Here is a 25967-nt window from a genome sequence, read left to right on the forward strand (position 1 = left end):
ACAAAGCAATCTGCTTCCTCAATGAGTGCTGAAAGCTTGCAGCGAAAGCTTGCACCGTTTACCAGGCGAAACTCAACCCAGTTGCCTATCTCAATGCCGTCAATCTGCGCCATGATCTCAGCAATTGCGGCATCTTCAGGCTGCTGAAGCGCTGCCTTGTTCCAAACGTCATCCTGTTCGCTTTCCTGAGCTTGCGGCTCTTCAGCAACTTCCATGCTGGAGCTGGCGCGGAAAGCCTCTGCCAATTCGTGTTTGAGCTGGCTCATGGTGTCGTCGAGTTTGGTGGCGTTGTATGACACCTCTTCCAATCCTGTGCGCAGCGACTTGAGCAGGCCGGGAACGACACGAACCCATTGATCTCTTTCTGCATCTTCCTGATGAGGGTGAAGGCACCAGATCAGGTCATCTACAACCTTCACGCTTTCCTGCCAGCGATGTTCTACATCGTCCCGGAGATAGGCCAGAAACATGACCCGGCTCCATCCATTAATCAGGATGTTATAGGTAGGTTCCGGAAGTCGATAGCGAGCTACACGCTCCTTGATAATCCGATCTACCAGTTCCTGGGCTTTTTGGGATTTGATGCGCCCCCGCTCAGACTCACGAGTGCGTTGCTCGACCAGAGATGCTTTGCGGTTTTCCCGCGCAATAAACTCCTCAAACTCATCGTTCAGTGTTTCAAACAGGGCAACGTCGCCGTCGAATTCACAGAGAATTCTCTGCACAATGCCGTGGATTTTTTCGTAAAGCTTGTCCCTGGTTTTTTCATCACTGTTACTCCAGCCAATACCTGCACGGGCAAGGGCATTGAGCAATTTTCTGGCGGGGTGTGTCGTCTTGCTGAAAAAGCTCTTGTCCTTGATGACAACTTTCAGGATAGGTATTTGCAGTCGGCTGATCAGAACCTGAACCGGGGCTGAAAGGTTGTAGTCATCAAGAATAAATTCAAACAGCATAGAGACAAGGTTGATCAGGTCCTCGTCTATTTCCTTGAGAGCCGGCTTTTTCCCGTCACTGGTGTTGGCTTGCGCCAGAATCTTTTGAACCGCACCACGAAGGTCAATGGTAATCGGTTCGCCTGCGCTGAGGTTGGTGTCAGTGTCGGCTTGTTGGGTACTGAAAGGCAGTGAGGCCAGTAAGCTCACCAGCTCATTGCCCCCGATAACCCGTATGCCCGGATCGTTTTGAGGGGATGGTACACCGGCATTGGAACGTTGGCGTGCCAAAAGCCTATGGATCTGTTCAAAAACAGCGTTGCTGCCAGAATTGCTGACAGGGTTGCCATCTTGTCGGCTTTCACTTGGCCCAGCAGAGCCCTCGCCCGATTTTTGGCCAGAGGCAGCGGTGTGTTGCTGGCCGCTTTTGCCGTGATAGCGGAAGTTGGGAATAACGCCCGCCTGAATGAGTATTCTGTTTGCCTCATCAAGCAACATACCCAGATTAGAAACAACGTAGCGATCAAACTGCTTGAGCAATATTAAGCGTTCGCGAATCTGTATTTCCAGCGCCTGAATCGCTTCAATAAAAGCGCTACAGAGGTGCTCGGGCGCCATTGGGTTCACGGGTGTTTCGTCTGAAGCGCCTTCGTAGACCTGACTAAAGCGAGTCTGGAGCTGCAGAAGAGGCCCTTGAAAATGCGCCTTGGCTTTGGTGATCATGGCATTCAGAGCAACCTGTTCTTCCAGATCGTCGTTTCCGACGAGCGCGAGGTTTTCTGCATTTGCCTGCCGCCCCAAAGCGTCGTCCTGAAATTGGCCGGTGTGAGGGGGGTTGGCGAAAAACTGGGCAACGGTATTCTGAAAGTGGCGCTCAACGCCTTTTCGCTTGATCCGGATTTCCCGCATGGCTTCAAAATAGCGGTTTTGTTCATTATTACTGCGGGCGTTGTTGGCAAGTTCGAACAGCGAATCATCGACGGCATCGAAGGCACCCTGCAACAAATCTCCAAGCCCGGCGACAACGGTGTCGCGGATACGGGTGACCTCCACAGGAACGGGCTTATTACTGCCTGCTTCTCTGTGTTCGCGGAGATAGTGTATGCCGGACTGCTTGTTCATGGCCGACTCCTGTTAACGGCGCAACCGTGTACCTGACCGAGCTTGACGGTCTGCTTTAGGGTTAGAGGCTAAATTTACCGCATTTCAGGCCGCGTTAACATCAATAAAAAAGTAGCCCACGGCGTTTATAAAAAAATAAAGGATGCTCCAATAGAGCACCCTTTTACTTTTTGCTTCATTGACATCCATGTCCGGCGCCTGCGTTCAGGTTACATATTCCGGACCAATACCCATGCTCCAGATTACCACGCTGATTGCGAGTAGAGCGACAAACATGATCAGCCCCACAGTGAGCACGGCTGTCGCAAACATGAATCCGCGATCTTCCGGAATTTTCATCAAAATGGGCAGGCCTTCGTAAAGCAGGTACACCGCGTACGTAATGGCAACGAGCCCTGCCATCATATTGACCCAAATATTAGGATAAACTGCGATCACGCCGATCAGGAAAATGGGCGTAGCGGTGTAGGCCGCCATCGTAATGCCGCGTGGCGATTGGTCACCCGCGCCATAGGTTGCCGCAAAAAAATCGATGAACTTGCCGAGCACGAATATGCCTGCCAGCATGGCGGCGTAAAACAGAATAGACAGGCTGAGCGCGCTGCTGACGGACAAGCGTGTTACTTGTCCGTCACCGATTTGCCAGCCGACCTGGGACGTTCCAAAGAAACCTGCTAACGCAGGTATCAGGGCGAGAAATAATACGTGTCCTGTGTAAAGACGGGTAACAGACTCGGAATCTTTCCGGATGGCTTCCCACTGACGGTCAGGATTGGTCAAGAGGCCAAAGGTATGCGCCAGACTCATGGACAAACTCCTTATGATTATTTTTATTCCCCACTCGTCCTAAGTGTTGGCGGTAGGCAGATGTCCGTCAAGGTATTGGTTACACTTTGATCTTTTAAAAGAAAGGGTTTTTATAACCAGAACGCTTATAAGCTAAACGAGAAGGTCGATCTCAATGAATAGACAGCGCTCGTTTTTTGCGTTTTTTCGGATGGACTATTGCCGCTTTCACGACGTTGTCTTTAATTTGCAAAACCTCTACCCGATGCCCATCTACTTTCAGACAAACGTTGGTGTCTGGAATATTTTCAAGGGTTTCAGTAATGAGGCCGTTGAGCGTTTTCGGGCCGTCGGTCGATAGCTTCCAGCCCAGGGTCTTGTTGATGGTGCGCACGGCGGCCGTGCCATCGACAATGAACGTGCCGTCTTCTTGCGGGATGATATCGGGACTGGTTGCTGCGTAGTCGGTTGTGAACTCGCCAACAATCTCCTCAAGAATGTCTTCCAGGGTTGCCAGTCCGAGTACATCGCCGTATTCGTCCACGACAATCCCGAAGCGGCGTTTCCCTTTCTGGAAGTTGATGAGCTGTGTATTCAGGGGCGTGCTTTCGGGCACAAAGTACGGTTCCTGACAAAGCTGCATGATCATGGCCTTATTGATCTCTTCCTGTTGCAACAGCTTGGCCGAGCTACGTAGGTGCAGGATGCCCTGAATGTCGTTGATGTCCCCTTTAAACACCGGCAGTCGTGTGTGCTGGCTGTTTCTCAATTGTCGCAAGATAGTGTCGATATCGTCGTCCAGGTCAATGCCGGAGACTTCGTTGCGCGGTACCATGATGTCGTTGACCGTCACGTTTTCCAGATCCAGAATACTGACCAGCATGTCCTTGTGCTTTGCCGGGATCAGGGCGCCTGCCTCGTTTACCAGGGTTCTGAGCTCTTCCCGGCTGAGATGATCGCTGGCGGCGTCGTTCGGAGAAATTCTCAAAATTCTCAGGATGGCACCGGTAAACAGATTCACCGCCCACACAATCGGATAAAGAATCTTCAGCAGTGGCCCGAGTATATAGCTCGCAGGGAAGGCAATCTTTTCCGGGAATAATGCAGCCAGGGTTTTAGGCGTGACTTCTGCAAAGATGAGAATAACGATCGTCAGCAGGAGTGTGGCAACGGCAATGCCCGCGTCACCCCAAATGCGAATCGCTATAACAGTGGCGATGGACGACGCCAGAATATTGACAAAGTTATTGCCGATGAGAATGATGCCGATAAGCTGATCGGTACGCTGTAGCAACCGCTGCGCCCGCTTTGCGCCTTTGTGGCCGGTTTTGGCCATATGTTTGAGGCGATATCGGTTGAGCGACATCATTCCGGTTTCAGAACTGGAGAAAAACGCCGACAGCATGATTAGCCCGACGAGAGTAATCGACAGCGCAGTAAGCGATGTACCGTCCAAACCAAGGGTGTCCTTATTTTACTGACAAGTAGCGAAAATAGGTTGTGATTGCGTCTGGTGTCAAGATGTTATGGGCATCGAGTCAACCGCCCTTGCGGAATACCAGTTCAATAGCGAACTTGCTGCCATAGAAGGCCAGCATCAGGAGGGCGCAGCCGGACAGTGTCCAGCGGCTTGCCGTGATGCCGCGCCAGCCTTTTGTATGGCGTCCAACGAGCAGTGCAACGAAAACCATTAATGAGAGTAGTGAGAACACGGTTTTGTGGGCCAGGTTCTGGGCAAACAGATTCTCGACAAAAAGCGCGCCGGTCACAATGGCAAGAATCAGCATGACGACGCCGGCCCAGACCATTTCAAAAAGCACGGATTCCATGGTTTGCAGCGGCGGCAGGTTGCGCACCAAGGCGCTGTTATAGTTACGTTTCAGTTGATTATTCTGAAAATAAAGCAGGACTGCTTGTATGGCCGCCAGAGAAAACAGACTGTAGGCTGTAACGGAAAGCGCGATGTGAGACAGTACGCCATAGTTTTCGTCAGAAACCAGACGAGAAGGCATGTGCGTGATCAGAGCCGTAATGAGAGTGAACGCGGCTAGCGGATAGGCGCCCAGGAAAAGACTTTGGACAGGTTTTCTGAGGTTCAGTCCCAGCAAAAGGAAAACGATCAGCCAGGAAATAAGCACGGTGCTTTTGAAGAAGCTGAAGTCGACGCCACCGTCATGGAGGATGGTCTGGGTAATCAAAAGCCCGTGTGCCGTAAGCGCCAGCATGCCAATAAGGGTGGTGATCGCAGTATTGCTGTGTACGCGTCCACGAAAATGAAGCGCTTGCAGAGCGGTACCGACGCTGTATAGAAAAAGAGCGGTTACCGCGAGAATCAGCGTTCCCATGACTTCCTTATTAACCACTGTGCTGGCTGGGGATCGGCAGGCGTAACTACCGATTTGACCGGGCTGGTCGTTTCAGAGCGATAGTCTGGTTATAATGTCGCTAATATGCAACAGGAATCAAGGAGCCAAAGCCGGCTCTGAGGTTTGTGCACTCATTTTATCCGGGGTACGGAAGAGCAACATGTTTGAGAACCTCCAAGACCGACTTTCCGGCAGCCTGCGCAAGATTTCCGGTCAGGCGCGGCTCACCGACGACAACATAAAAGACACGCTCCGGGAAGTGCGCATGGCGCTGCTGGAGGCGGACGTTGCGTTGCCGGTTGTAAAAGACTTTGTTGAAGGCGTTCGGCAGCGGGCGATTGGCCAGGAGGTTCAGCGCAGCCTTACCCCGGGTCAGGTATTTATCAAAGTTGTGCAGCAGGAGCTGGAGCGGGTTATGGGAGAGGGGAATGAATCCCTCAATCTTGCCGCTCAGCCGCCCGCGGTCATCATGATGGCCGGCCTTCAGGGTGCGGGTAAAACGACCACCGTTGCAAAGCTCTCGCGTTTCCTCAAAGAACGGCACAAAAAAACCGTTCTGGTGGTGAGTGCAGACATCTACCGGCCGGCTGCTATAAAACAGCTTGAGACGCTGGCCGGCGAAGTGGGTGTTGAATTTTTCCCCAGCACTGCTGATCAGGACCCGGTTGCGATTGCCGAAGGTGCGGTTGCCGCCGCGCGCAAGAAGCACATTGACGTTGTGATTCTCGACACCGCCGGCCGTCTGCACGTTGATCAGCAGATGATGGGTGAGATTGGCCGCTTGCACAAAGCCGTTAATCCGATCGAAACCCTCTTCGTGGTCGATGCCATGACGGGGCAAGATGCCGCGAACACCGCTAAGGCCTTCAACGATGCGCTGCCGCTGACCGGTGTGGTGCTAACCAAAACCGATGGTGACGCCCGTGGAGGCGCGGCGCTTTCGGTGCGGCATATAACAGGTAAGCCCATCAAGTTTTTGGGTGTCGGCGAGAAAACCGACGCTCTGGAACCGTTTCACCCGGATCGGGTTGCCTCTCGTATTCTTGGCATGGGCGATGTGCTCTCCCTTATTGAGGAGGCGGAGCGCAAGCTGGATCAGAAGAAGGCTGAGAAGCTCACCAAAAAGATCAAAAAAGGTAAAAGCTTTGATCTGGAAGACTTCCGTGACCAGCTTCAGCAGATGAAAAGCATGGGGGGCATTGGAGGCTTGATGGACAAGCTGCCGGGTATGGGGCAGATGGCGCAGGTAGCGCAGCAGCAGGTCAATGATAAGTCCATGGGTCAGTTGGAGGCGATTATCTGTTCGATGACGGGGAAAGAGCGCCGCCACCCGGATGTCATCAACAATTCCCGCAAGCGGCGCATAGCTACAGGTTCCGGAACCCAGATACAGGACGTGAACCGCCTGCTCAAGCAGCATAAGCAAATGCAGAAAATGATGAAGAAGTTTAGTAAAAAGGGCGGAATGGCGAATATGATGCGCGGTCTTGGTGGTATGATGCCGCCGGGCGGTGGTGGTGGCGGGGCGCCGCCGTTTGGTCGTATGTAAAAAGCCTTACAAGGAAAACTGCGAAACTGTCTGTTTCCCTGTTTTCTTTGGCGCATTTTTAGCATATGATAGCGCCCCTTTCGAGTGTGGGTCTTCGCATCAACCACTGTGGTGGTTAGCGTGAAACGTACAAAGTTCGTATAACAGAACAGGATATTGGTTAAATGGTAACAATCCGTTTGGCTCGCGGCGGTTCCAAGAAGCGCCCGTTCTATCATCTGACAGTAACTGACAGCCGCAGATCACGCGACGGCGCTTTCATTGAGCGTGTTGGCTTTTTTAACCCGATCGCCCGCGGTCAGGAAGAGCGCCTTCGTGTTGATCGCGATCGTGTAAATTTCTGGGTTGGCCAGGGTGCACAAACCAGCGACCGCGTTGCGCAATTGCTCAAGGCTGCTGTGTAAGTTTTACAGACCACCGGGGTGTTTTATGACGCAGAATCCTCAGGAAACTGTGATCGGTCGGATTACCTCGGTATTTGGGGTCAAAGGGTGGCTTAAGGTTTTCTCCTTCACCGATCCCAAAGAAGGAATACTTGATTATACCGACTGGGTCCTCGATCTGGACGGTAAACGTATTCCGGCAAAGCTTGAGGAAGGTCGCCGACAAGGCCAGACAATCGTTGTCAGGCTCAAAGGCATCAGTGACCGTGAACTGGCTCGCACATATTGTGGGGCGGAAGTCAGGGTCCCGACGGCTGAGTTGCCGGTGCTTCCCGAAGGGGAGTTTTACTGGCGCCAGTTACAGGGGCTTGATGTATTCACAGCTGAAGGTGAATGTTTCGGTCGCGTGGATCATCTGATAGAGACCGGCTCCAACGATGTGTTGGTAGTGCATGCAACGGCGGCTTCCATTGATCAGCGCGAGCGCTTGATCCCCTATCGCCCCGATAACGTGGTTCGGGAAGTGGATCTGGCAGCAGGCAAAATGATCGTGGACTGGGACCCGGAGTTCTGACGAGTGTGGATTGGCGCAGTCAGTCTGTTTCCGGAGATGTTCGAGGCGGTAACAGATTACGGAATAACGAGTAGGGCAGTACGCGACGGTCTTTTGACCTTCAGCAGCTGGAATCCCCGCGAGTTCACCCACGATCGTCACCGCACTGTTGATGATCGGCCATACGGCGGTGGTCCGGGCATGCTGATGAAAATTCAGCCGCTCCGAGACGCGATTCACGCAGCAAGGAAAGCGTCGCCCGGGAAGGCCTGTGTCGTTTACCTCTCGCCCCAGGGTGAAACGCTGAGCCAGGCAGTTATTGAATCGCTTGTGTCAGAAGAGCGTTTGATATTAGTAGCCGGGCGTTATGAAGGTGTTGATGAACGCTTGATAGCAGCAGAGGTCGACCGGGAAATATCACTGGGGGACTTTGTCCTGTCCGGGGGCGAGTTAGCGGCTATGGCCGTTATCGATGCGGTTACGCGCCTCATTCCCGGAGCGCTGGGCCATGCGCAGTCGGCGGAGCAGGATTCGTTTGCTGACGGCCTGTTGGATTGTCAGCACTACACCCGGCCAGAAGTATACGAAGGTCAGGCGGTGCCAGATATTTTGTTGGGCGGTCACCATGGTCAAATCCGGCGGTGGCGCCTGAAGCAGTCGCTGAGACGAACCCGGGAGCGACGCCCCGATCTGCTGGAAAAGCGGGTGCTTACGGACGAAGAGCGTGAGCTGCTGGGTGAGATTTTAAACGAACCGTGTGCCTCTGAATCGTCAGGGCATTAAAAGATTGGGTATCAGGAGCATTACGATGAGCGGCAAGAACAACATCATCAGTCAAATTGAAACAGAACAGATGACCAAGGAAATTCCCGCGTTTGCGCCGGGAGATACCGTGGTTGTTCAGGTTCGTGTTACCGAAGGCACCCGTGAGCGTCTGCAGGCGTTTGAAGGCGTTGTCATTGGCAAGCGTAACCGCGGCATGAACTCGTCGTTCACCGTGCGTAAAATCTCTTACGGCGTGGGCGTTGAGCGTACTTTCCAGTCTTTTTCCACGTTGATCGACAGCATCACGTTGAAGCGGCGCGGCGAAGTGCGCCAAGCCAAGCTTTATTACTTGCGCGAACTGTCTGGCAAGGCAGCACGCATCAAGGAAAAGTTGGGCTGATCAGCCACGTGCTGAGCAAGCTTGTAGTGGGAAAGGCAGCCTCAGGGCTGCCTTTTTCGTTTTTAGCGGGCCAGGGGGCGAGGGCGTGAGGCAAGAGGATGACGTGGTAATCGACCGGTTTATTGATGCGGTCTGGCTTGAAGATGGCTTGGGTGCCAATACCCGGCAGGCTTATCGCAGCGATTTACAGCGTTTGGCAGTTTGGGCGAAAGGTCAGCCCGGGGAACCGCTGCTTGCAGAGATCCGCCGAGCGGATTTGCTCGCCTGGATGGCGAATGGGCTGGCCGAGGGCATCAAAACGTCGACAGCGGCCCGTCGCCTCTCGGGTGCTCGTCGGTTTTATCGGTTTTTGCTTCGTGAGCGATTGATTGCCGAGGACCCCACTTTGCGTATAGACAGTCCCCGGTTGCCCCGACGTTTGCCGGACTCGCTGACAGAGGAAGAGGTGGACGCGCTGTTGGCGGAGCCAGATCCCGGGTTGCCGATTGAGCAGCGGGACAAGGCCATGCTTGAGATTCTTTACGGTTGTGGTCTGCGAGTCTCTGAGCTCACAGGTTTGCGTGTCGATCAGGTGAATGTGCGCCAGGGCGTTATCCGTGTGACCGGCAAAGGCGATAAAGAGCGCCTGGTTCCATTGGGTGAGGAGGCTGTCGACTGGTTACTTCGGTACATGAAAGACGGTCGACCCGAACTTCTCAAGGGGCGAGCCTGCGATGCTCTGTTTCCCGGCAGCCGGGCGGCCGCAATGACGCGGCAAACGTTTTGGCATCGCATTCGGCATTACGCCGCGCGTACCGGCATACGCAAGCACCTTTCTCCGCATACGCTTCGACATGCGTTTGCAACCCATCTTCTTAATCATGGTGCGGATCTGCGAGTCGTTCAAATGTTGCTGGGGCACTCGGATCTTTCGACAACCCAGATATACACCCATGTCGCGCGCCAACGTCTGCAGTCATTGCACCAGGCGCATCATCCTCGTGGTTGAATCCGGGATTTTTAGGTAAGGTAAGGCGTTGAACTTTTGCGGTGAATAGCTGTCGCAAGGTTCTGATTTAATGGCTCGTTCCGTGGCTCGTGTGACTGTTTCCACAAGCCCATTAAGTACCCGACTGAAAAGGTGTGTTTGCCAGAATGAATGTAAAACGTTTTTTTATGGTGGCAGTGATGGCAACTGGTGTTTTGGGTTCGCCCTTTGGCGTTGCCGGCGATGTAGAAAATCGCATCAGCGAGCGTCTTTCCAGTTCCGTTCCCGGACTGAAGGTATTGTCTGTGCGGGAATCCGAGGCAAAGGGACTTTATGAAGTTCAGAGCAACAACGGAGATACCATTTACACCACGTCCGACGGCCAGTACTTGCTGACCGGCGACCTGCTGAGGGTCACCAGCAATGGAATTGCCAATGTGACCGAGGAGGCCAGGGCTGGTGAGCGGCGCAAGACCATGGAGAACTATGGCAAAGAGGGTGTGATCAGTTTCAAGGCCAGCAACGAGAAGGCGGTTGTGAATGTGTTCACAGATATAGACTGCCCGTACTGCCGCAAACTCCACGACGAAGTGTCGCAGCTCAACGATTACGGCATTACCGTAAATTATTATGCCTACCCGCGTTCAGGTCCGAATACGCCATCTTTTGCAAAATATGTTTCTGTTTGGTGTGCTGATGATCAGCAAGCCGCTATGACGTCGGCCAAGTCTGGTAAGACACCTGAAGCGGCAACCTGCGAAAACCCGGTTCTGCAGCAGTTTGAGCTGGGTCAACGCATAGGTGTAACCGGCACGCCGGCCATTGTGCTTGAGGATGGCAACGTTGTGCGGGGTTATGTACCGGCGAAAAATCTGGCCCAAGGGCTGGGGCTGCTCTGATTTAACATCAAGCCCGGGCCCGCCCCGGGTGTCCAATCTCTGGCGTCCAACATTATGTGACAAGCTTTTGGTGCAGGGCTTATTCAGCAGGCCCTGAACCGGTATACTATTTGGCTTTTCAGTGTTGCAACATCACAATGCCGCACTAATACATCCATCAGCACCCCTTCGGGATCAGAGGTGAGAGCTTGAAAGACGTCAATGTCGGAATCTGCGGACTGGGAACCGTTGGCGGCGGTACATTTAATGTATTGACCCGCAACGCCGCACTTATTGCGGGCCGGGCAGGCTGTAATATCCGGATTACACGGGTTGCCAGCCGGCGCAATCGTGACGATATAGACCTTGGCAACATCGCCTTCAGCACCGAGATATTCGACGTGGTGAACGATCCTGCGGTCGATGTGGTGGTCGAGCTGATCGGAGGTTACGAAACGGCGCGGGAACTGGTGCTTGCAGCCGTTCGTAACGGCAAGCATGTGGTTACCGCCAACAAGGCGCTAATCGCGGTTCACGGCAATGAGATATTCGCGGCGGCAGAAAAGGCCGGCGTTGTCGTCGCCTATGAAGCAGGCATTGCGGGTGGCATTCCGGTCATGAAGGCCATTCGCGAAGGCTTGGCCGCCAATCGTATAGACTGGATTGCTGGCATTATTAACGGCACCGGTAACTATATTCTTACCGAAATGCGCGCCGGCCGTGAGTTTACCGAGGTGCTGAAAGAAGCTCAGGATCTGGGTTACGCCGAAGCGGACCCTACCTTTGATGTGGAAGGCATAGACGCGGCTCACAAGCTGACCATTCTGGCGTCGGCCGGATTTGGCGTTCCGTTGCAGTTTGATAAGGCCTACACCGAAGGCATCGCCTCAATCACGCCCTACGACATCGCTCATGCTGAGCAACTTGGTTACCGTATCAAGCATTTGGGCATTGCCCGTCGTCGGGACGAAGGTATCGAACTCAGGGTGCATCCGACTTTGGTCCCCAAAAGCCACCTGATCGCCCAGGTTGATGGCGTTTTGAACGCCGTTCTTGTGGATGGCGATGCGGTTGGTCAGACCATGTATTACGGTCCGGGTGCGGGTGATGAAGCAACGGCTTCGGCGGTGATTGCCGATATTATTGATGTGGCCCGAATTGTTGCCAGCGAAAGCAAGCTGCGGGTACCTTATCTCGGGTTTGTTCCGGACGCGCTGGAAAATCTTGACGTTCTTTCCATGGAAGATATCCAGTCGGCTTATTACCTGCGTATAACCGCCCTTGATCGCCCGGGTGTTTTGGCCAAAATAGCCTCGATTCTGAGTGAGCACGGTATCAACATTGAATCGATCATGCAGAAAGAATCCGAAGTTAAGGATGGTCGGATTCCGGTGATTATTCTGACCCACACCGTACAAGAGCGGCAGATCAACCGCGCGATTGAGGAGCTGGAGTTTCTCTCTGATACGGATGGTCCGGTTGTTCGAATCCGCGCCGAAAACTTTAACTGAGAAAACATTAACCGAGATAACCTTAACTGACAGGTACGCACGTGAGATATATCAGTACGCGGGGCGAAGCACCTGCACTGGGATTTGAGGACGTTCTGCTCACAGGACTGGCCCCTGATGGTGGCCTTTACGTTCCTGAGTCGCTTCCACACTTTACCCTGGAGGAGATTCGCAGCTGGCGCGGGCTTCCTTACACCGAGTTGGCTTTCAACATCATGTATCCGTTTGTTGATGAGGCCATTCCCGAGGTTGATTTTCGGCAGATGCTGAATGAAACCTACGGCGTTTTTGATCACAAAGCGGTGGCACCGCTGGTTCAGCTTGATACCAACGAGTGGGTGATGGAGCTGTTCCGCGGGCCGACGTTGGCGTTCAAGGATTTTGCGCTTCAGTTATTAGGCCGTTTGCTGGACTACGTGCTTGGAAAGCGCAAAGAACATGCGGTGATCATGGGTGCCACCTCCGGAGATACAGGTTCAGCGGCTATTGAAGGCTGTCGCCGCTGCAAGCACGTGGATATCTTCATTCTGCACCCTCACGAGCGCGTATCGGAAGTGCAGCGCCGGCAGATGACCACGGTTCAGGGCGACAACATTCATAATATTGCCATTCGTGGCAATTTTGATGATTGTCAGCGCATGGTCAAAGAGAGTTTCGGCGACCAGTCGTTTCTGGGTGGCAAGGCCAGATTGGCTGCGGTTAACTCGATCAACTGGGCCAGGATCATGGCTCAGATTGTCTATTACTTCCATGCGTCGCTGGCCCTTGGTGGCCCGGATCGCAGCATGGCGTTCTCTGTGCCCACCGGTAATTTCGGGGATATCTTTGCCGGCTATCTGGCGAAGAAAATGGGCTTGCCTGTGTCGCAGCTGGTTATCGCGACCAACAGAAACGATATTCTTCATCGCTTTATGAGTGGCAACAAATACGCGCAGAGCCAGCTTGAGCACACACTTTCGCCGAGCATGGATATCATGGTGTCCAGCAACTTTGAGCGTTTGTTGTTTGATCTTCATGGTCGCGATGGACTGGCGGTTAAAAAACTGCTTGAAAACGCTACCAAAGGCTCCGTGAGCATCGAAGGCTATCGCTGGAAGCAGGCCCGTAAGCTTTTCGACAGTGCGGCGGTTGACGATAAAGCCACCTGCGACACCATTCGTGAAGTTTACCAACAGAATGAATACCTTCTGGATCCGCATACGGCCATCGGCGTGCGCGCTGCCCGCGTTTGTCGCAGGGATGCTCAGGTGCCAATGATTACTCTTGGAACAGCCCACCCGGCCAAGTTTCCGGATGCCATTGTGGAATCCGGCCTGACGGTAAAACCCGAGCTTCCGGCTCATATGGCAGATCTGTTCGAGCGCGAAGAACGTTATACCGTGCTTGATAACGACCGCGCAGGCGTACAAGCATTCATTGCAAAACACTGGAAGAATACCTGACCCGGTATGACACCCAAAACGATCCTGCGTCGCCCCCGACCGGACAACATTCCGGCCTGGGGGCAAGACTTGCCCCCCTTGCTTCGCCGCCTTTACGCTGCCCGTGGTGTTACCTCTGATGAGCAACTGAGCTACACCCTTCGCCATCTGGCCTCTCCCTTCGAATTGCGTGGAATTGACCGTGCGGTCGAACTGCTGGCGGACGCCATTGCCCGGAACCAGAAAGTGATTGTGCTCGGGGACTTCGACGCAGACGGAGCGACCAGCACCGCTGTCGCCATGCTGGGGCTTTCCATGCTGGGCTTGCGAAATATTGATTTCCGGGTACCCAGCCGGTTTGCAGACGGCTATGGGTTGACCCCCGGAATTATCGAGCGCCTGCAGCAAGAAAACGAACTGCCCGACCTCTTGGTGACCGTCGACAACGGGATTTCCGCCATTGAAGGCGTAAAGGCAGCGCGCGACCTGGGCGTTAGAGTGGTGGTTACAGACCATCACCTGGCCGGTGAGGTGTTGCCAGACGCGGACGCCATCGTGAACCCCAACCAGCCCGACTGTGCCTTCCTGAGCAAAAATGCCGCGGGTGTGGGCGTGATGTTTTACGTGCTCACGGCACTGCGCAAGAATCTTCGCGATGCGGGTCGGCTGCCTCAGCCAGAGCCCAACTTGGGCAGTCTGCTGGATTTGGTAGCGCTGGGCACCGTGGCCGATGTCGTGCCGCTGGATCACAATAATCGCATCTTCGTTGAGCAGGGTCTGCGCCGCATCCGAAAGGGTGAGGCCCGGCCCGGAATCCTGGCGCTGCTGGAAGTTGCGGGCCGTGAACACGCCAACATCAGCTCCACAGATCTCGGGTTTGTGGTTGGCCCCCGGCTCAACGCCGCCGGTCGGCTGGATGACATGAGTGTAGGCATAGCCTGCCTGCTGGCCGATAGCCCCGATGAAGCCCGGCGGCTCGCCCGTGAGCTGGACACCTTCAACCGGGAAAGGCGCACCATTGAAAAAGACATGAAAACCCAGGCGCAGGACCTACTTGCCTCTATGTCTCTGGATCTGGAAGGATTGCCGTGGGGGCTGGCGCTGTTTGACGAGGATTGGCATCAGGGTGTGATCGGTATTCTTGCGGCCCGCATTCGGGAGCAAACAAACAGGCCAACGATTGCGTTTGCACCTGACGAAAACGGAGTGGATGTAAAAGGTTCTGCCCGCTCAATTCCAGGGCTCCATATTCGCGATGTTCTGGCTGTTGTCGACGCCCGCCATCCCGGGGTCATGAAAAAATACGGCGGCCACGCCATGGCGGCGGGTATGACCCTGGGCCGAAGCGATTTCCATGCTTTTACTGAAGCCTTTGATCGGGCGGTGAGAGACACCCTGACGGCAGCTGACCTCGAGGCTGCAATCACCACCGATGGGCCGTTGAGTGCTGATGAGTTGTCGCTGGAAACGGCGGCTTTACTGAAGCGCGCTGGCCCTTGGGGGCAGCATTTCCCGGAGCCTTTGTTTGACGGTGAGTTTCGTGTGGTTAGTCAGCGCATTGTCGGCGAGAATCACTTGAAGCTGGTTTTGCAGCCGGTGAGTGGCGGTGGGATTATCGACGGTATCGCGTTTAATACCGGGCCGGAAGTTCCTGATTACACGCGCACGGGTGCTCGGGTAGTTTATAAGCCGGACGCGAATACGTTTCGCGGTAGGACCAATTTGCAGCTTTTGGTAGATTATTTAGAGCCGCTCTCTTAGGTGGCTTTATGGGCTCGTTTCTGAGAATAGGTCAGGAGGTGGATTCCACCTCCTGACCTATAAGGCCGCACCAAACCAGAGCGCAACGGCTGATTTGCAGCCAGAAATCCGGTAGAATCCTGCCACAGTTTTATTCATCGTTTTCCAACACGAGTAAAGTTTTCATGGAAATTAATCCCATTGTGACGAAGATTAAAGAGCTTCGTGAGCGGACTGAAGCGCTCAGGGGGTATCTTTGACTATGATCAGCGCAGTGAACGGCTGGTCGAAGTAGAGCGGGAAATGGAAATGCCCGCCGTATGGGACGATCCCGAGCGTGCTCAGGCGCTGGGCAAGGAGCGTTCTGATCTTGATCTGATTGTCAGCACCATCGACAACCTAACAGCCGGCTTGTCTGACGCAGAGAGTCTGCTTGAGTTGGCGGTTGAGGAGGACGACCCGGACACAGTCACCGAGATCGAATCCGATCTTGAAACGCTTGATGCGGAACTTGAAAAGCTCGAGTTTCGGCGCATGTTCTCCGGTGAGATGGACGCCAACAGCGCTTATCTGGATATCCAGGCAGGCTCTGGCGGCACTGAAGCCCAGGACTGGGGCAACATGCTTTTGCGCATGTATCTGCGCTGGGCCGAGCGCCGGGGTTTCAAGGCCGAGATTGTGGAGTTGCAAGAAGGAGATGTGGCCGGTATCAAGAGTGTCACTATTCACATTCAGGGTGAGTATGCGTTCGGTTGGTTGCGCACGGAAACCGGCGTTCATCGTCTGGTTCGCAAATCGCCGTTCGACTCAGGCAACCGTCGCCACACCTCGTTCTCTTCGGTGTTTGTATCGCCGGAAGTGGACGACAGTTTCGAAATTGAGATCAATCCTGCAGATTTGCGGGTGGACGTTTATCGCGCCTCCGGTGCCGGTGGCCAGCACGTTAACCGGACGGAATCTGCGGTGCGCCTGACTCACAACCCGACGGGCGTTGTGGTGGCTTGTCAGGCAGGTCGAAGCCAGCATCAGAACAAAGATCAGGCTATGAAGCAGCTCAAAGCCAAGCTTTATGAGCGTGAGATGCAGGCGCGTAATGCCGAAAAGCAAAAAGCCGAAGACGCAAAATCCGATATCGGTTGGGGCAGCCAGATCCGCTCCTACGTGCTGGATGACAGTCGCATCAAGGATTTGCGTACCAAGGTTGAGACCAGCAACACCCAAGCGGTGTTGGACGGTGATATTGATAAGTTCATTGAAGCCAGCCTGAAGATGGCGCTGTAATCAGCGCCACAGCCAAGCCGGACATCCCCTGATTTCTAGTGAGCCAACATGACTGAACACACCAAGAATGCACCGCAAGAGGACAACCGGCTGATTGCTGAGCGTCGCGCCAAACTGGCAGAGCTGCGCGAGAGCGGTAATCCCTTCCCCAACGATTTCCGTCGCGATGCCACTGCCGCCGAACTGCAGGCGAAATACGGTGACAAGACCAAGGAAGAGCTGGAGTCCATGGGCATAAAAGTTGCCATTGCCGGCCGCATGATGCTTGATCGCAAAGCATTCAAGGTGGTTCAGGACATGACCGGCCGCATTCAGATCTATGCGACCAAGGATGTGCAGAAAGATACCAAACACTGGGATTTGGGCGATATTGTTGGTGTGCGGGGCATGCTGACAAAATCCGGCAAGGGCGATCTTTATGTGACGATGGACGAGTACGTGTTGCTCACCAAGTCATTGCGTCCGCTGCCGGAGAAACACAAAGGCCTGACGGATACGGAATCGCGCTATCGCCACCGTTATGTGGACTTGATGGTCAACGAAGATAGCCGCCGGGTCTTCCTTGCGCGTTCGAAAATCATCACGGCCATGCGTCAGTTTTTTGCGGATCGCGATTATATGGAGGTGGAAACCCCCATGCTTCAGGTGATTCCGGGTGGCGCCACCGCGCGTCCGTTCATGACCCACCATAACGCGTTGGGTATTGATATGTACCTGCGTATCGCTCCGGAGCTGTATCTGAAACGTCTGGTAGTGGGCGGTTTTGAGCGGGTATTCGAGATCAATCGCAATTTCCGGAACGAGGGGCTTTCCACTCGCCATAACCCTGAATTCACCATGGTGGAGTTTTATCAGGCGTACGCTGATTACAATGATCTGATGGATCTCACCGAGGAAATGCTGCGCGCCATAGCACAGCAGGTGCTGGGGACCACCACGGTGGCAAATACCCGCATTCTCGCCAGTGGCACGGAAGAGTCGATTGAGTATGATTTCGGCAAGCCCTTTGAGCGCATGACGGTGGTGGACGCTATCCTGCGATTTTCTCCGGATATGACCGCTGAGCAGTTGGCAGACGAAACATTGGCGCGGAAGGTTGCGAAAGATCTGGGCATTCGCGTAAAGAACGGCTGGGGCTTGGGTAAGATACAGATAGAGATTTTTGAGGCGACGGCAGAGCATCGCCTGATGCAGCCTACGTTCATTACCGAGTACCCGAAAGAAGTGTCGCCCCTGGCCCGTTGCAAGGACAGCAATCCGTTTGTGACCGAACGCTTTGAGTTCTTTGTGGGCGGCCGTGAAATTGCCAACGGCTTTTCCGAGCTTAACGATGCGGAAGACCAGGCCGAGCGGTTCCAGGCTCAGGTTGCCGAGAAAGACGCCGGCGACGATGAGGCTATGTTCTACGACGAAGACTATGTGATGGCGCTTGAGTACGGTTTGCCGCCCACGGCAGGCGAAGGCATTGGCATTGACCGGTTGGCAATGCTGCTGACCAACTCGCCGTCTATCCGCGACGTTATTCTGTTTCCGGCCATGCGCCCGGAAACCAAGGGGTAATCGTGCATCCGGTTGACGTGCTTGCACACCAAATCAAGCCGGATCGGGGCTGGAAAGAGCACTTGGGCGAGGAGTTTAGCCAGCCGTACATGCAGGCGTTGGCCGAATTTCTCAGTTCTGAAGAAAGCGCCGGAAAGACGCTTTTTCCGGACAGCGCCCACTGCTTCAATGCCCTGAACAGCACGCCGCTGGATCAGGTGCGGGTTGTCATTCTGGGTCAGGATCCGTATCACGGTCCCGGCCAGGCCCACGGATTGTGCTTTTCCGTGCGACCAGACGTTCCGCCGCCACCGTCACTTGTGAATGTGTTCAAGGAGATTCAGAGCGATCTGGGTATTCCCGCGCCTGATCATGGCTGCTTGCAATCCTGGGCTGAGCAGGGTGTTTTGCTGCTCAACAGCGTACTTACCGTGGTTCAGGGCCAGGCGGCCGCACACCAGGGAAAAGGCTGGGAGACGTTTACCGATCGTGTGATTGAAACCGTGAATCGCGAACGCGAGGGCGTTGTGTTCCTGCTCTGGGGTAGTTATGCCCAGAAGAAGGGAAAGCATATTGATCGCAACCGGCACAGGGTGTTGGAAGGGCCACACCCGTCACCGCTCAGTGCGTATCGCGGTTTTTTTGGCTGTAAGCATTTCTCCCGAGCCAATGAATGGCTTCGGGAGCAGGGGCAGGAGCCTGTAAACTGGGGATTGCCTTCAAAGGCAGACTTGATTGCCCGCTACAAAAAATCCTGACCCTATTGAAGCAGAGCCATCGCGGCTTCCATCTGGGCGTTCAGATCTTCCTCTTCATTCATGTCCATATTCGGATCGATGCCGAGGCGATCAAACGCTGAGATGGCAGACCAGTCCATTTCCGCCCAACGATGTTCAGAACCCGCAACCAGCTGAAGATTGGCCACCATAACCAGGTCGGCGTAGTCGGCTGACGGTGCTTCTCTGTGGAAGTTCGCGTAGTCCACCGGTACATTTTGCAGGTCTTTCGGAAAATCCCACTTTTTAAGAATGGCTGCGCCGATTCTAGGGTGCAGTTCCTCGATGACCTCATCCAGCATGGTGCTGCTGATCTGCATGTCTTCGTCTTCTACATAGCGCAGGATGGGCAACACGCCTATCAGGTGTACCAGGCCGGCCAGTGTGGCCTGATCGGGCTTTAGCTTGGTGTAATGCTGGGCAAGTACGTGGCAGACACCCGCCACTTCAGTGCTGGTTTGCCAGGTTGCGCGCAGGCGCTTGTCGATCATCTCAGACGTTGCCTGAAACATCTGCTGCATGGCCAGGCCCATCGCCAGATTGCTGGTGTACGCCATGCCCAGCCGGCTTACCGCCATGTTCAGGTTCTCTATCGCGCGATTGCCCCGGAAAAGCGGGCTGTTACAGACGCGGATAATGCGGGCGGAAAGAGCGGTATCGTTGCTGATAACCTTAACCAGGTCGCCAATGGCGGAATCTTCAGATTCGGCGATCTCTCGCACCTGAAGCGCCGCTTCCGGCAGAGTGGGAAGAACCAGTTTATCGGTTTCAATCGCAGACGTCAGATCCGCTTTGATAGTTTCAGAAATATTCGACATGATTCGATAAGAGTCCGCTTGTCAGTTCAGGGGAGCGCTATTGAGCACGAGTAACACCCCGAAGGTCAGAATTGTGAGTTCTCTTTACAGCAAATCCTGTTATAGCAAATCTTGGCGGACTTGCCTGTCAACTTATGTATCGTTCAGTATGCCGTTTTCACGTTCGGTTACGCTATAAGGCAAAGGTTTAAGCTGTAAAAAAACGTTTGGCTGGCCTTCCAGAAACAGCGAGTCATCCGCAGCGCCGTGTCGAACCACCGCAAGCAGTTCGCAAGAGCCGTCATCAAAGCCAACGGCGTTGACCACGTTTCCCACGGAACGTTCGCCCGCGATGATGGGTGTTCCCGCTGCAGGTACTGAGTCAGCCTTTGATATGTGAAAACGAAACAGGCTTTTTTTGAGCTGCCCGAGGAAGTGCATCCGGGCGATAATTTCCTGGCCGGTATAGCAGCCTTTTTTGAAATGCACACCGCCCAGGTGCTGCCAGTTAAGCATCTGCGGCACATAAGAATCGCTTGTCGCGGCGCTCAGCGTGGCGACGCCAGCCGCAATTTCAGAGGCTTGCCAGTCAGCAAGGGACCTCTGCGGAACGCCGTCCAGTTCCACGACCTCTGCATGGGTTTGCCACCATTCAAAACGGCTCAGGCCCTCAGCTGTGCTCTGTGTGCGGACCAGAAAACCCGAATTCAGCGTGAGCGTGTCGCCGGGAGATGAGAGGTTGTCCAGGCCATCCCCCGCCAGACGTGACGCAGCCTCATTACCAAGCAGTCCAATGATTTGGCCGTCCGTTTGCGCCTCCATGGATGTACCGCGAAAGAGCATCATGTATTTGCGCAGATGAGCCGTATTTGACTCTGCCAGTTCGGCTGGCAGATCCATCAGAACGTCGTTGCCATCGCGCACCAGCCTTGGAAGGCAGTATGCACGGCCTTTGGGCGAGGCACCGGCGGCGCGGGGCGACCGGCCCGTTTTGACGTCGTCAAGATTCTGGCTCAGTTGGCCCTGAAGGAACTTGTCAGTGCCAGGGCCAGAGATACGAACCAGAACACGATTGCTCAGCGGGGTGTAACCGGAAGCCGGGCGTGTGGATTCGGCGGATGTGTAAGCAGTCGGAGTCGAAGCGGGCATTGCTGTATCAGTCATTAAAGAACTCCGGGCCGAGGGCTATTCAAATGATTGCTGAGCGCGGCCCAGTCGGAGCCACATTCTCAGGCGACGAAATTGATCTTCGGATACGTTGCCAGTCATTCTCTTGCCAGAGAGTAATACAACCGGGTAGGAGTAGAATCTGGAGGCAACAGGCTGCAATTTCAAGAGTACGATCCTTGAACTGATGCGGCTTGAAGGGCAGGTTTTCACCGCCAGCGTTTGCCCATTACCGAGGCGCGCATAAAGCGTGTTCTGATCCTGAAGCAACCCCAAAACTGCCGAAGGCCCTGCCAGCAGTCCATTAAGCCGGTACTGAATTATCGCGCCCATGAGTGTCAGCGGGACCAGCGTATACATCCAGGTTTTGCCAGAAACGCCTGCGATCAGTACGAAGGCGCTGGCAGCCAGCCACGGTGCGCAGGCCAGAAAACCAACCGCAACACTGGGTGACAGCGCGAGGTCAATCCGGTTGGACACGGGAAAGGATGATGTCAACAATACGCTGAAGATCGGGATCATCGGGGCGGCTGCGCTGCATGAACCATTCGAACATGTCGGCATCTTCGCAGCTCAGAAGCTTGTTGTAGTGTTCCTGATCTTTCGTGTCCAAATCCCGATAGGCCTCTTCCAGAAACGGAATCAGCAGAACATCCAGTTCCAGCATGCCGCGGCGACTATGCCACCAAAGACGGTTGAAATCCGAGTTGTCCGCAGGGGGTTGGGTGTCGTGCATAGTGGTTCTCTTGGTTGCTCTTTTAACCCCCCTCTCTTATGGGGACGGGGTTCTGTAGGTTGTGGGTACCAGAACAGTATCACGGGCTTCGTGTAACAGTCCCGGGTAATCCAGGGTGTAATGCAAACCGCGGCTTTCCTTGCGTTGTAATGCTGCACAGATAATCAGATCTGACACGGTAACCAGGTTTCTGAGTTCCAATAGGTCGTTGGTTACCCGGTAGTTGCTGTAGAACTCACCTATTTCCCGGGACAAAAGGTCGACCCTGTGTTTTGCGCGCTGAAGCCGCTTCGTGGTGCGCACGATGCCCACGTAATCCCACATGAAGTGGCGCAACTCGTCCCAGTTGTGAGAGATGACAACATCTTCATCAGAGTCTCGTACCTGGCTTTCATCCCATGCCGGCGCATCAGGCGGAGGCGGAATGTCGGCTTCCCGGCGCGCAATGTCAGCCGCAGCAGCCCGACCGTACACCAAACATTCCAGTAACGAATTGCTGGCCATACGGTTAGCGCCATGAAGCCCGGTAAATCCGGCTTCACCAACAACGTAAAGCTGATTGATGTCAGTTCGGGCCCGCTCATCGCTGACAATGCCACCGCAGGTGTAATGCGCGGCTGGCACCACGGGGATGGGCTCGCGGGTAATGTCGATGCCGAATTCCAGGCACTTTTCATAAATGGTCGGAAAATGATGCCGGATGAATTCCGCCGACTGGTGACTTATGTCCAGATAAAGATGATCTGCGCCTAGCCGCTTCATCTCATGATCGATGGCTCTGGCGACAATGTCCCGTGGCGCCAACTCTCCGCGCTTGTCAAAACGGTCCATAAAACGGGTGCCGTCGGGCAGTTTCAGCAATCCGCCTTCGCCTCGAACGGCTTCGGTAATCAGGAACGATTTGGCGTGAGGATGGTACAGACACGTCGGGTGGAACTGGTTGAATTCCATATTGGCAACACGGCAACCGGCACGCCAGGCCATGGCAATGCCATCCCCGGAGGCCCCGTCCGGATTGGTGGTATAACGGTATGCCTTGGATGCGCCACCGGTTGCAATCACTGTGAAGCGTGCGCGGAACAATTCCACATGATTGTCTTCGAGGTTCAATATGTAGGCACCAATGCAGCGGTTGCCCGGCAACGACAGTTTGCGGTTGGTGATCAGATCAACCGCGACACGCCCAGACCTGAGCTCAATATTTGGTCGCGCCTGGGCTTGAGAGGTCAGTGTGGTAGAAACAGCGTGCCCGGTGGCGTCCGCCGCGTGAATGATGCGTCGGTGGCTGTGCCCGCCCTCGCGGGTGAGATGAAGCTGGGCGTCCGTGTCGCGGGTGAAATCAACGCCCGTGTCGATGAGCCAGTTAACGCTCTCTTTGCTGTTGTCTACCGTAAACCGCACGGCATCTTCATGGCACAGGCCGCCTCCCGCAGAGAGAGTGTCCTGCACGTGGTTTTCGGGGGAGTCCTGGTCGTCGAGCACAGCGGCAATGCCGCCCTGAGCCCAGAGAGTGGCTCCGCTGCTGATTTCAGCTTTGCTGACAACGCATACCTTCAAGTGTTGAGGAAGGTTAAGCGCAACGGTCAGGCCGGCAGCGCCGCTGCCAATAATGAGCACATCGTATTCATAGGACTGTAGCATCGGGTCGTTATCGCGGGCCATAATGTAGATCTGTATTGAACTAAACTTTGCGCTTGCTGTCTATTTGGCCTTACGGATGACCCGCCTTGCAGGGCGAGTTATTGTGTTCACAAACGGGCGTCAGGCAATGAGTATGAATCATCAGAAACTCGTAGCGGCCGGTAAACTGGCCATGAAACCAGACCGTACTGGCAAGGCGTCCATGGCACCCGATAACGATCATAAACAGGCTGAACAACCAGATAGCCAGACCGACCTGCAGCTTGTTCGCAAGGTCCGGAATGGCGATCGCGCAGCGTTTGATCTTCTGGTCGTCAAGTATCAGTCGAGAGTCGCTTCGATTATCAGCCGATACGTTTACGACAACCAGGAGGTCATGGATCTTACCCAGGAAGCCTTCATCAAGGCATACCGGGCCATTGACCGCTTTCGTGGTGACAGTGCTTTTTATACCTGGCTATATCGTATTGCGGTGAACACGGCGAAGAATCATCTGGAAGCCCGTAATCGCAGGCCTCAAGGCAGTGCCGATTCGGCCGATGCCGAGAATTTTGATGACGGTAGGCGTCTGCGCGATACCGCCTCGCCTGAACGTCTCCTCCAACGTGACCAGTTGAAGAAAGAACTTGACCATGCAATAGCGGCTCTGCCAGAGGAACTGCGCTCGGCTTTTTTGCTGCGAGAGTACGACGGGCTCAGCTATGAGGACATTGCAAAGATTCTGGAATGCCCGATTGGAACGGTACGTTCGCGTATTTTCCGGGCACGGGATGCCGTTGACCGGCACCTTGGGCCTCTGCTCAATCATTCTGTTACGTAATTGAGGGTGCATCCTATGGATGATCGTCTCAGAGAAACGCTGTCCGCCATGTTGGACGATGAAGCCGACGAGTTGTCGGTTCGGCGTCTTTTATCCCATGAAGATCAAAGTGACGTGCATGCCCAATGGCAGCGATGGCAAGGCATTCATGATTTGATGCATCGCAGTCATTCACCCGTGGAAGGGTTGGACGTCAGTACGGCCGTACGTGAGATGCTTGATGGCCGCATCCGTTCACAGGCGGTGCCTGAACTGGTCACTCGTGAGGCATCCCGACGCTGGCAGTGGCCGGCGCTGGCAATGGTCGCGGCAGCGTTGATGGTGGGTTTTGGCGCTGGCGCCGGATGGGATTCCGGACAACCTTTTCCCGATGCATTGGCGTTCGTAACGGCAACAGAAACGCCGGATGCTGAGCCTGCCAACGCCGTCTCCACCTCGGAGGACCCGCCGGTTCAGGAAGTGGCCCTGCAAGGGCTGAATGAGAAACAGTGGGAACACGTAAGCCGTTATTTGCTGGAGCATGCTCAGCACAACAGTGTGGGCGCAGGGCAGGGCTCGGTAGGCTATGCCCGCCTTGCCAGTGCAAGCGGCGGTTACTGATATCAAGTACAGAAGGTGTTCATGAGCAAAGACCGTTATGTTGGCCTCAGTCTGACGAACCTGTCGTTGCGAGGGTTCCTTATGGTCTTGCTGTTGATGGCTGTGCCGGTATACGCGCAGACGGGAGACGCTGGTGGATACGCCAGAGACAAATCGGCGGCCTATTGGCTTGAAAAGATGGGCCCGGCGCTTAATATGACTTCCTATCGCGGTGTGTATGTTTACGCCAGAGGCGCCAGCGTGCACTCCATGCAGGTGGCCCATCGTTATCACGACGGAATTGTAGAGGAACGTCTGGTTCTGCAGGACGGAGGCAGTGGGGAAATTGTTCGCCGGGGTATGAGCGTGGTCTGCGTGTTGCCTGATCGGGGCAAGGTAAAACTTGATCAGATCATTCCGTCAGGGCCGTTTGCAGAGGCATTTGCCAGCCAGCTTGTTCCCGTAAACCGATGGTACAAGGCCGAACTGACGGGAGAAGACCGTATTGCCGGCTATGATGTCGTTACCGTTGCTCTGACAGCCAAAGACCAACATCGCTACACCCATCTCTTGTGGCTGGAAAAATCCACCGGTCTTTTGATCAAAAGCCACGTTCGCAGCGCCGGTGGGGAAGTACTGGAACATTTTCAGTTTACCACTCTTGAGATAACAGACGATATTCCTGACAGCGAGTTTGAGATCCGCACCGAGGGACGTGAGCTCTCTCGTACCCTGAGCGATTCTGGCTCGCATTCGGATTCGCAGAGTGAATTTTCAAACATCGCGCACAGGCAGAATTGGCATCTTAGCTGGCGCCCTGAAGGTTTCGAGCCGGCGGCAACGCCCACCTCTGGCAGGGGGCAGGCCATTGCGTTTTCTGACGGGCTGGCGGCGTTTTCTGTGTTCGTAGAGCCTGCCGGCAAAATGAGTATGCCCACGGGCGCCTCTCGCATCGGCGCAACAACGATTTATATGCGCCAGCTGCATAAAGGAAACCACGCATTCCTGGTGACGGTTATTGGCGAAATACCGCCCGTAACCGCGCGCAAGGTTGCCGAGTCGGTACGTGTTGATGAAGCCCTCGCGACGGATGCGGGCAAATCATGATTGCCGAAACCGGAAACGTTGTGGCGGTTGACGATGGGCATGCCTGGATACAGACGATTCGTACCAAGGCCTGCCAGAGTTGTGCAGCGCGCAATGGCTGTGGGCAGAAACTGTTGGCTTCAGCCACCGGTGGCCGCGCCAATCAGGT

The 25967-nt window shown here is 54.7% G+C and carries 26 protein-coding genes; 17 read left to right on the forward strand and 9 right to left on the reverse strand.

The genetic code is table 11. The features are described from left to right. The 4 genes from ENI00_RS14360 to ENI00_RS14375 all read right to left on the reverse strand — a co-directional run. The coding region (locus ENI00_RS14360; RefSeq protein WP_304103857.1) for a DUF1631 domain-containing protein at positions 1 to 2057 on the reverse strand (2057 nt) is incomplete at its 3' end. Positions 2058 to 2261: 204 nt separating this feature from the next. Beyond that, on the reverse strand, positions 2262 to 2864 hold the full coding sequence (locus ENI00_RS14365; RefSeq protein WP_304103860.1) for a Yip1 family protein: 603 nt from the start codon (positions 2862 to 2864) through the stop codon (positions 2262 to 2264). Between the two features lie 151 nt (positions 2865 to 3015). Further along, positions 3016 to 4299, reverse strand: a complete 1284-nt coding sequence (locus ENI00_RS14370) for an HlyC/CorC family transporter (protein WP_304103863.1) — start codon at positions 4297 to 4299, stop codon at positions 3016 to 3018. Between the two features lie 82 nt (positions 4300 to 4381). Next, on the reverse strand, positions 4382 to 5188 hold the full coding sequence (locus tag ENI00_RS14375) for a cytochrome C assembly family protein (RefSeq protein WP_304103865.1): 807 nt from the start codon (positions 5186 to 5188) through the stop codon (positions 4382 to 4384). Between the two features lie 181 nt (positions 5189 to 5369). Between ENI00_RS14375 and ffh the strand changes: the two genes are divergently transcribed. The 13 genes from ffh to ung all read left to right on the forward strand — a co-directional run bounded on the left by ffh (position 5370) and on the right by ung (position 18954). Then, positions 5370 to 6758, forward strand: a complete 1389-nt coding sequence (ffh, locus tag ENI00_RS14380) for a signal recognition particle protein (protein WP_304103870.1) — start codon at positions 5370 to 5372, stop codon at positions 6756 to 6758. 164 nt (positions 6759 to 6922) lie between these two features. Further along, positions 6923 to 7162: a 30S ribosomal protein S16 gene (rpsP, locus tag ENI00_RS14385; protein WP_304103873.1), complete on the forward strand. Its 240-nt coding sequence runs from the start codon at positions 6923 to 6925 to the stop codon at positions 7160 to 7162. 25 nt (positions 7163 to 7187) lie between these two features. Continuing rightward, the gene (rimM, locus tag ENI00_RS14390) at positions 7188 to 7715 is read left to right on the forward strand and encodes a ribosome maturation factor RimM (RefSeq protein ID WP_304103876.1); all 528 of its coding nucleotides are present in this window, start codon (positions 7188 to 7190) and stop codon (positions 7713 to 7715) included. 3 nt (positions 7716 to 7718) lie between these two features. Beyond that, positions 7719 to 8477: a tRNA (guanosine(37)-N1)-methyltransferase TrmD gene (gene trmD / locus ENI00_RS14395; RefSeq protein WP_304103879.1), complete on the forward strand. Its 759-nt coding sequence runs from the start codon at positions 7719 to 7721 to the stop codon at positions 8475 to 8477. Positions 8478 to 8502: 25 nt separating this feature from the next. Continuing rightward, positions 8503 to 8859, forward strand: a complete 357-nt coding sequence (gene rplS / locus ENI00_RS14400) for a 50S ribosomal protein L19 (protein ID WP_304103882.1) — start codon at positions 8503 to 8505, stop codon at positions 8857 to 8859. A gap of 85 nt (positions 8860 to 8944) precedes the next feature. Continuing rightward, positions 8945 to 9847: a site-specific tyrosine recombinase XerD gene (gene xerD / locus ENI00_RS14405; RefSeq protein WP_304103885.1), complete on the forward strand. Its 903-nt coding sequence runs from the start codon at positions 8945 to 8947 to the stop codon at positions 9845 to 9847. A gap of 146 nt (positions 9848 to 9993) precedes the next feature. Further along, a complete protein-coding gene (locus ENI00_RS14410) occupies positions 9994 to 10725 on the forward strand; it encodes a DsbC family protein (RefSeq protein WP_414674261.1) in 732 nt (243 codons plus the stop codon). Between the two features lie 188 nt (positions 10726 to 10913). Then, positions 10914 to 12215 carry a homoserine dehydrogenase gene (locus tag ENI00_RS14415; protein WP_304103889.1) on the forward strand — a complete coding sequence of 434 codons (1302 nt, stop codon included), beginning with the start codon at positions 10914 to 10916 and terminating at the stop codon, positions 12213 to 12215. Positions 12216 to 12256: 41 nt separating this feature from the next. Further along, entirely contained in the window at positions 12257 to 13657 is a 1401-nt protein-coding gene (gene thrC / locus ENI00_RS14420; RefSeq protein ID WP_304103892.1) for a threonine synthase, read from the forward strand. Between the two features lie 6 nt (positions 13658 to 13663). Further along, positions 13664 to 15397: a single-stranded-DNA-specific exonuclease RecJ gene (recJ, locus tag ENI00_RS14425; RefSeq protein ID WP_304103896.1), complete on the forward strand. Its 1734-nt coding sequence runs from the start codon at positions 13664 to 13666 to the stop codon at positions 15395 to 15397. A gap of 164 nt (positions 15398 to 15561) precedes the next feature. Next, positions 15562 to 16657 (forward strand): peptide chain release factor 2 gene (prfB, locus tag ENI00_RS14430; RefSeq protein WP_304103899.1). Its coding sequence is split into 2 segments (ribosomal slippage): positions 15562 to 15633 and positions 15635 to 16657, totalling 1095 coding nucleotides; the frame shifts between segments, so codons are not numbered across the junction. 48 nt (positions 16658 to 16705) lie between these two features. Further along, on the forward strand, positions 16706 to 18217 hold the full coding sequence (gene lysS, locus ENI00_RS14435; protein WP_304103903.1) for a lysine--tRNA ligase: 1512 nt from the start codon (positions 16706 to 16708) through the stop codon (positions 18215 to 18217). A 2-nt stretch (positions 18218 to 18219) separates the two neighbouring features. Continuing rightward, positions 18220 to 18954 carry a uracil-DNA glycosylase gene (gene ung, locus ENI00_RS14440; RefSeq protein ID WP_304103906.1) on the forward strand — a complete coding sequence of 245 codons (735 nt, stop codon included), beginning with the start codon at positions 18220 to 18222 and terminating at the stop codon, positions 18952 to 18954. A 2-nt stretch (positions 18955 to 18956) separates the two neighbouring features. On the opposite strand, the gene ENI00_RS14445 is transcribed toward ung, so the two are convergent. The 5 genes from ENI00_RS14445 to nadB form a co-directional block, all read right to left on the reverse strand. Further along, positions 18957 to 19790, reverse strand: coding sequence for an HDOD domain-containing protein (locus tag ENI00_RS14445; protein WP_304103909.1), 834 nt, complete (start codon positions 19788 to 19790; stop codon positions 18957 to 18959). A gap of 132 nt (positions 19791 to 19922) precedes the next feature. Next, on the reverse strand, positions 19923 to 20933 hold the full coding sequence (locus ENI00_RS14450) for a YgfZ/GcvT domain-containing protein (protein ID WP_304103912.1): 1011 nt from the start codon (positions 20931 to 20933) through the stop codon (positions 19923 to 19925). A gap of 21 nt (positions 20934 to 20954) precedes the next feature. Further along, positions 20955 to 21434 (reverse strand): hypothetical protein, encoded by a 480-nt coding sequence (locus tag ENI00_RS14455; RefSeq protein WP_304103915.1) that lies wholly within the window; start codon positions 21432 to 21434, stop codon positions 20955 to 20957. Next, positions 21400 to 21672, reverse strand: a complete 273-nt coding sequence (locus ENI00_RS14460; RefSeq protein WP_304103919.1) for a succinate dehydrogenase assembly factor 2 — start codon at positions 21670 to 21672, stop codon at positions 21400 to 21402. The genes ENI00_RS14455 and ENI00_RS14460 overlap by 35 nt, the downstream gene beginning before the upstream one ends. A gap of 36 nt (positions 21673 to 21708) precedes the next feature. Further along, a complete protein-coding gene (nadB, locus tag ENI00_RS14465; protein ID WP_304103932.1) occupies positions 21709 to 23313 on the reverse strand; it encodes an L-aspartate oxidase in 1605 nt (534 codons plus the stop codon). A gap of 202 nt (positions 23314 to 23515) precedes the next feature. Here nadB and rpoE point away from each other — a divergent pair, with 202 nt between their 5' ends. From rpoE to ENI00_RS14485, 4 genes are all read left to right on the forward strand, one after another. Beyond that, entirely contained in the window at positions 23516 to 24133 is a 618-nt protein-coding gene (gene rpoE, locus ENI00_RS14470) for an RNA polymerase sigma factor RpoE (RefSeq protein WP_304103935.1), read from the forward strand. A 15-nt stretch (positions 24134 to 24148) separates the two neighbouring features. Continuing rightward, on the forward strand, positions 24149 to 24733 hold the full coding sequence (locus tag ENI00_RS14475; protein WP_304103923.1) for a sigma-E factor negative regulatory protein: 585 nt from the start codon (positions 24149 to 24151) through the stop codon (positions 24731 to 24733). Positions 24734 to 24829: 96 nt separating this feature from the next. After that, complete coding sequence (locus ENI00_RS14480) at positions 24830 to 25819, forward strand: MucB/RseB C-terminal domain-containing protein (protein ID WP_414674262.1); 990 nt, start codon at positions 24830 to 24832, stop codon at positions 25817 to 25819. After that, on the forward strand, positions 25816 to 25967 hold a 152-nt coding region (locus ENI00_RS14485; protein ID WP_304103938.1), incomplete at its 3' end, for a SoxR reducing system RseC family protein. The genes ENI00_RS14480 and ENI00_RS14485, both read left to right, overlap by 4 nt.

Source organism: Marinobacter antarcticus, assembly GCF_011049865.1.
In the GTDB taxonomy this organism is placed as follows: Bacteria; Pseudomonadota; Gammaproteobacteria; order Pseudomonadales; family Oleiphilaceae; genus Marinobacter; species Marinobacter antarcticus_A.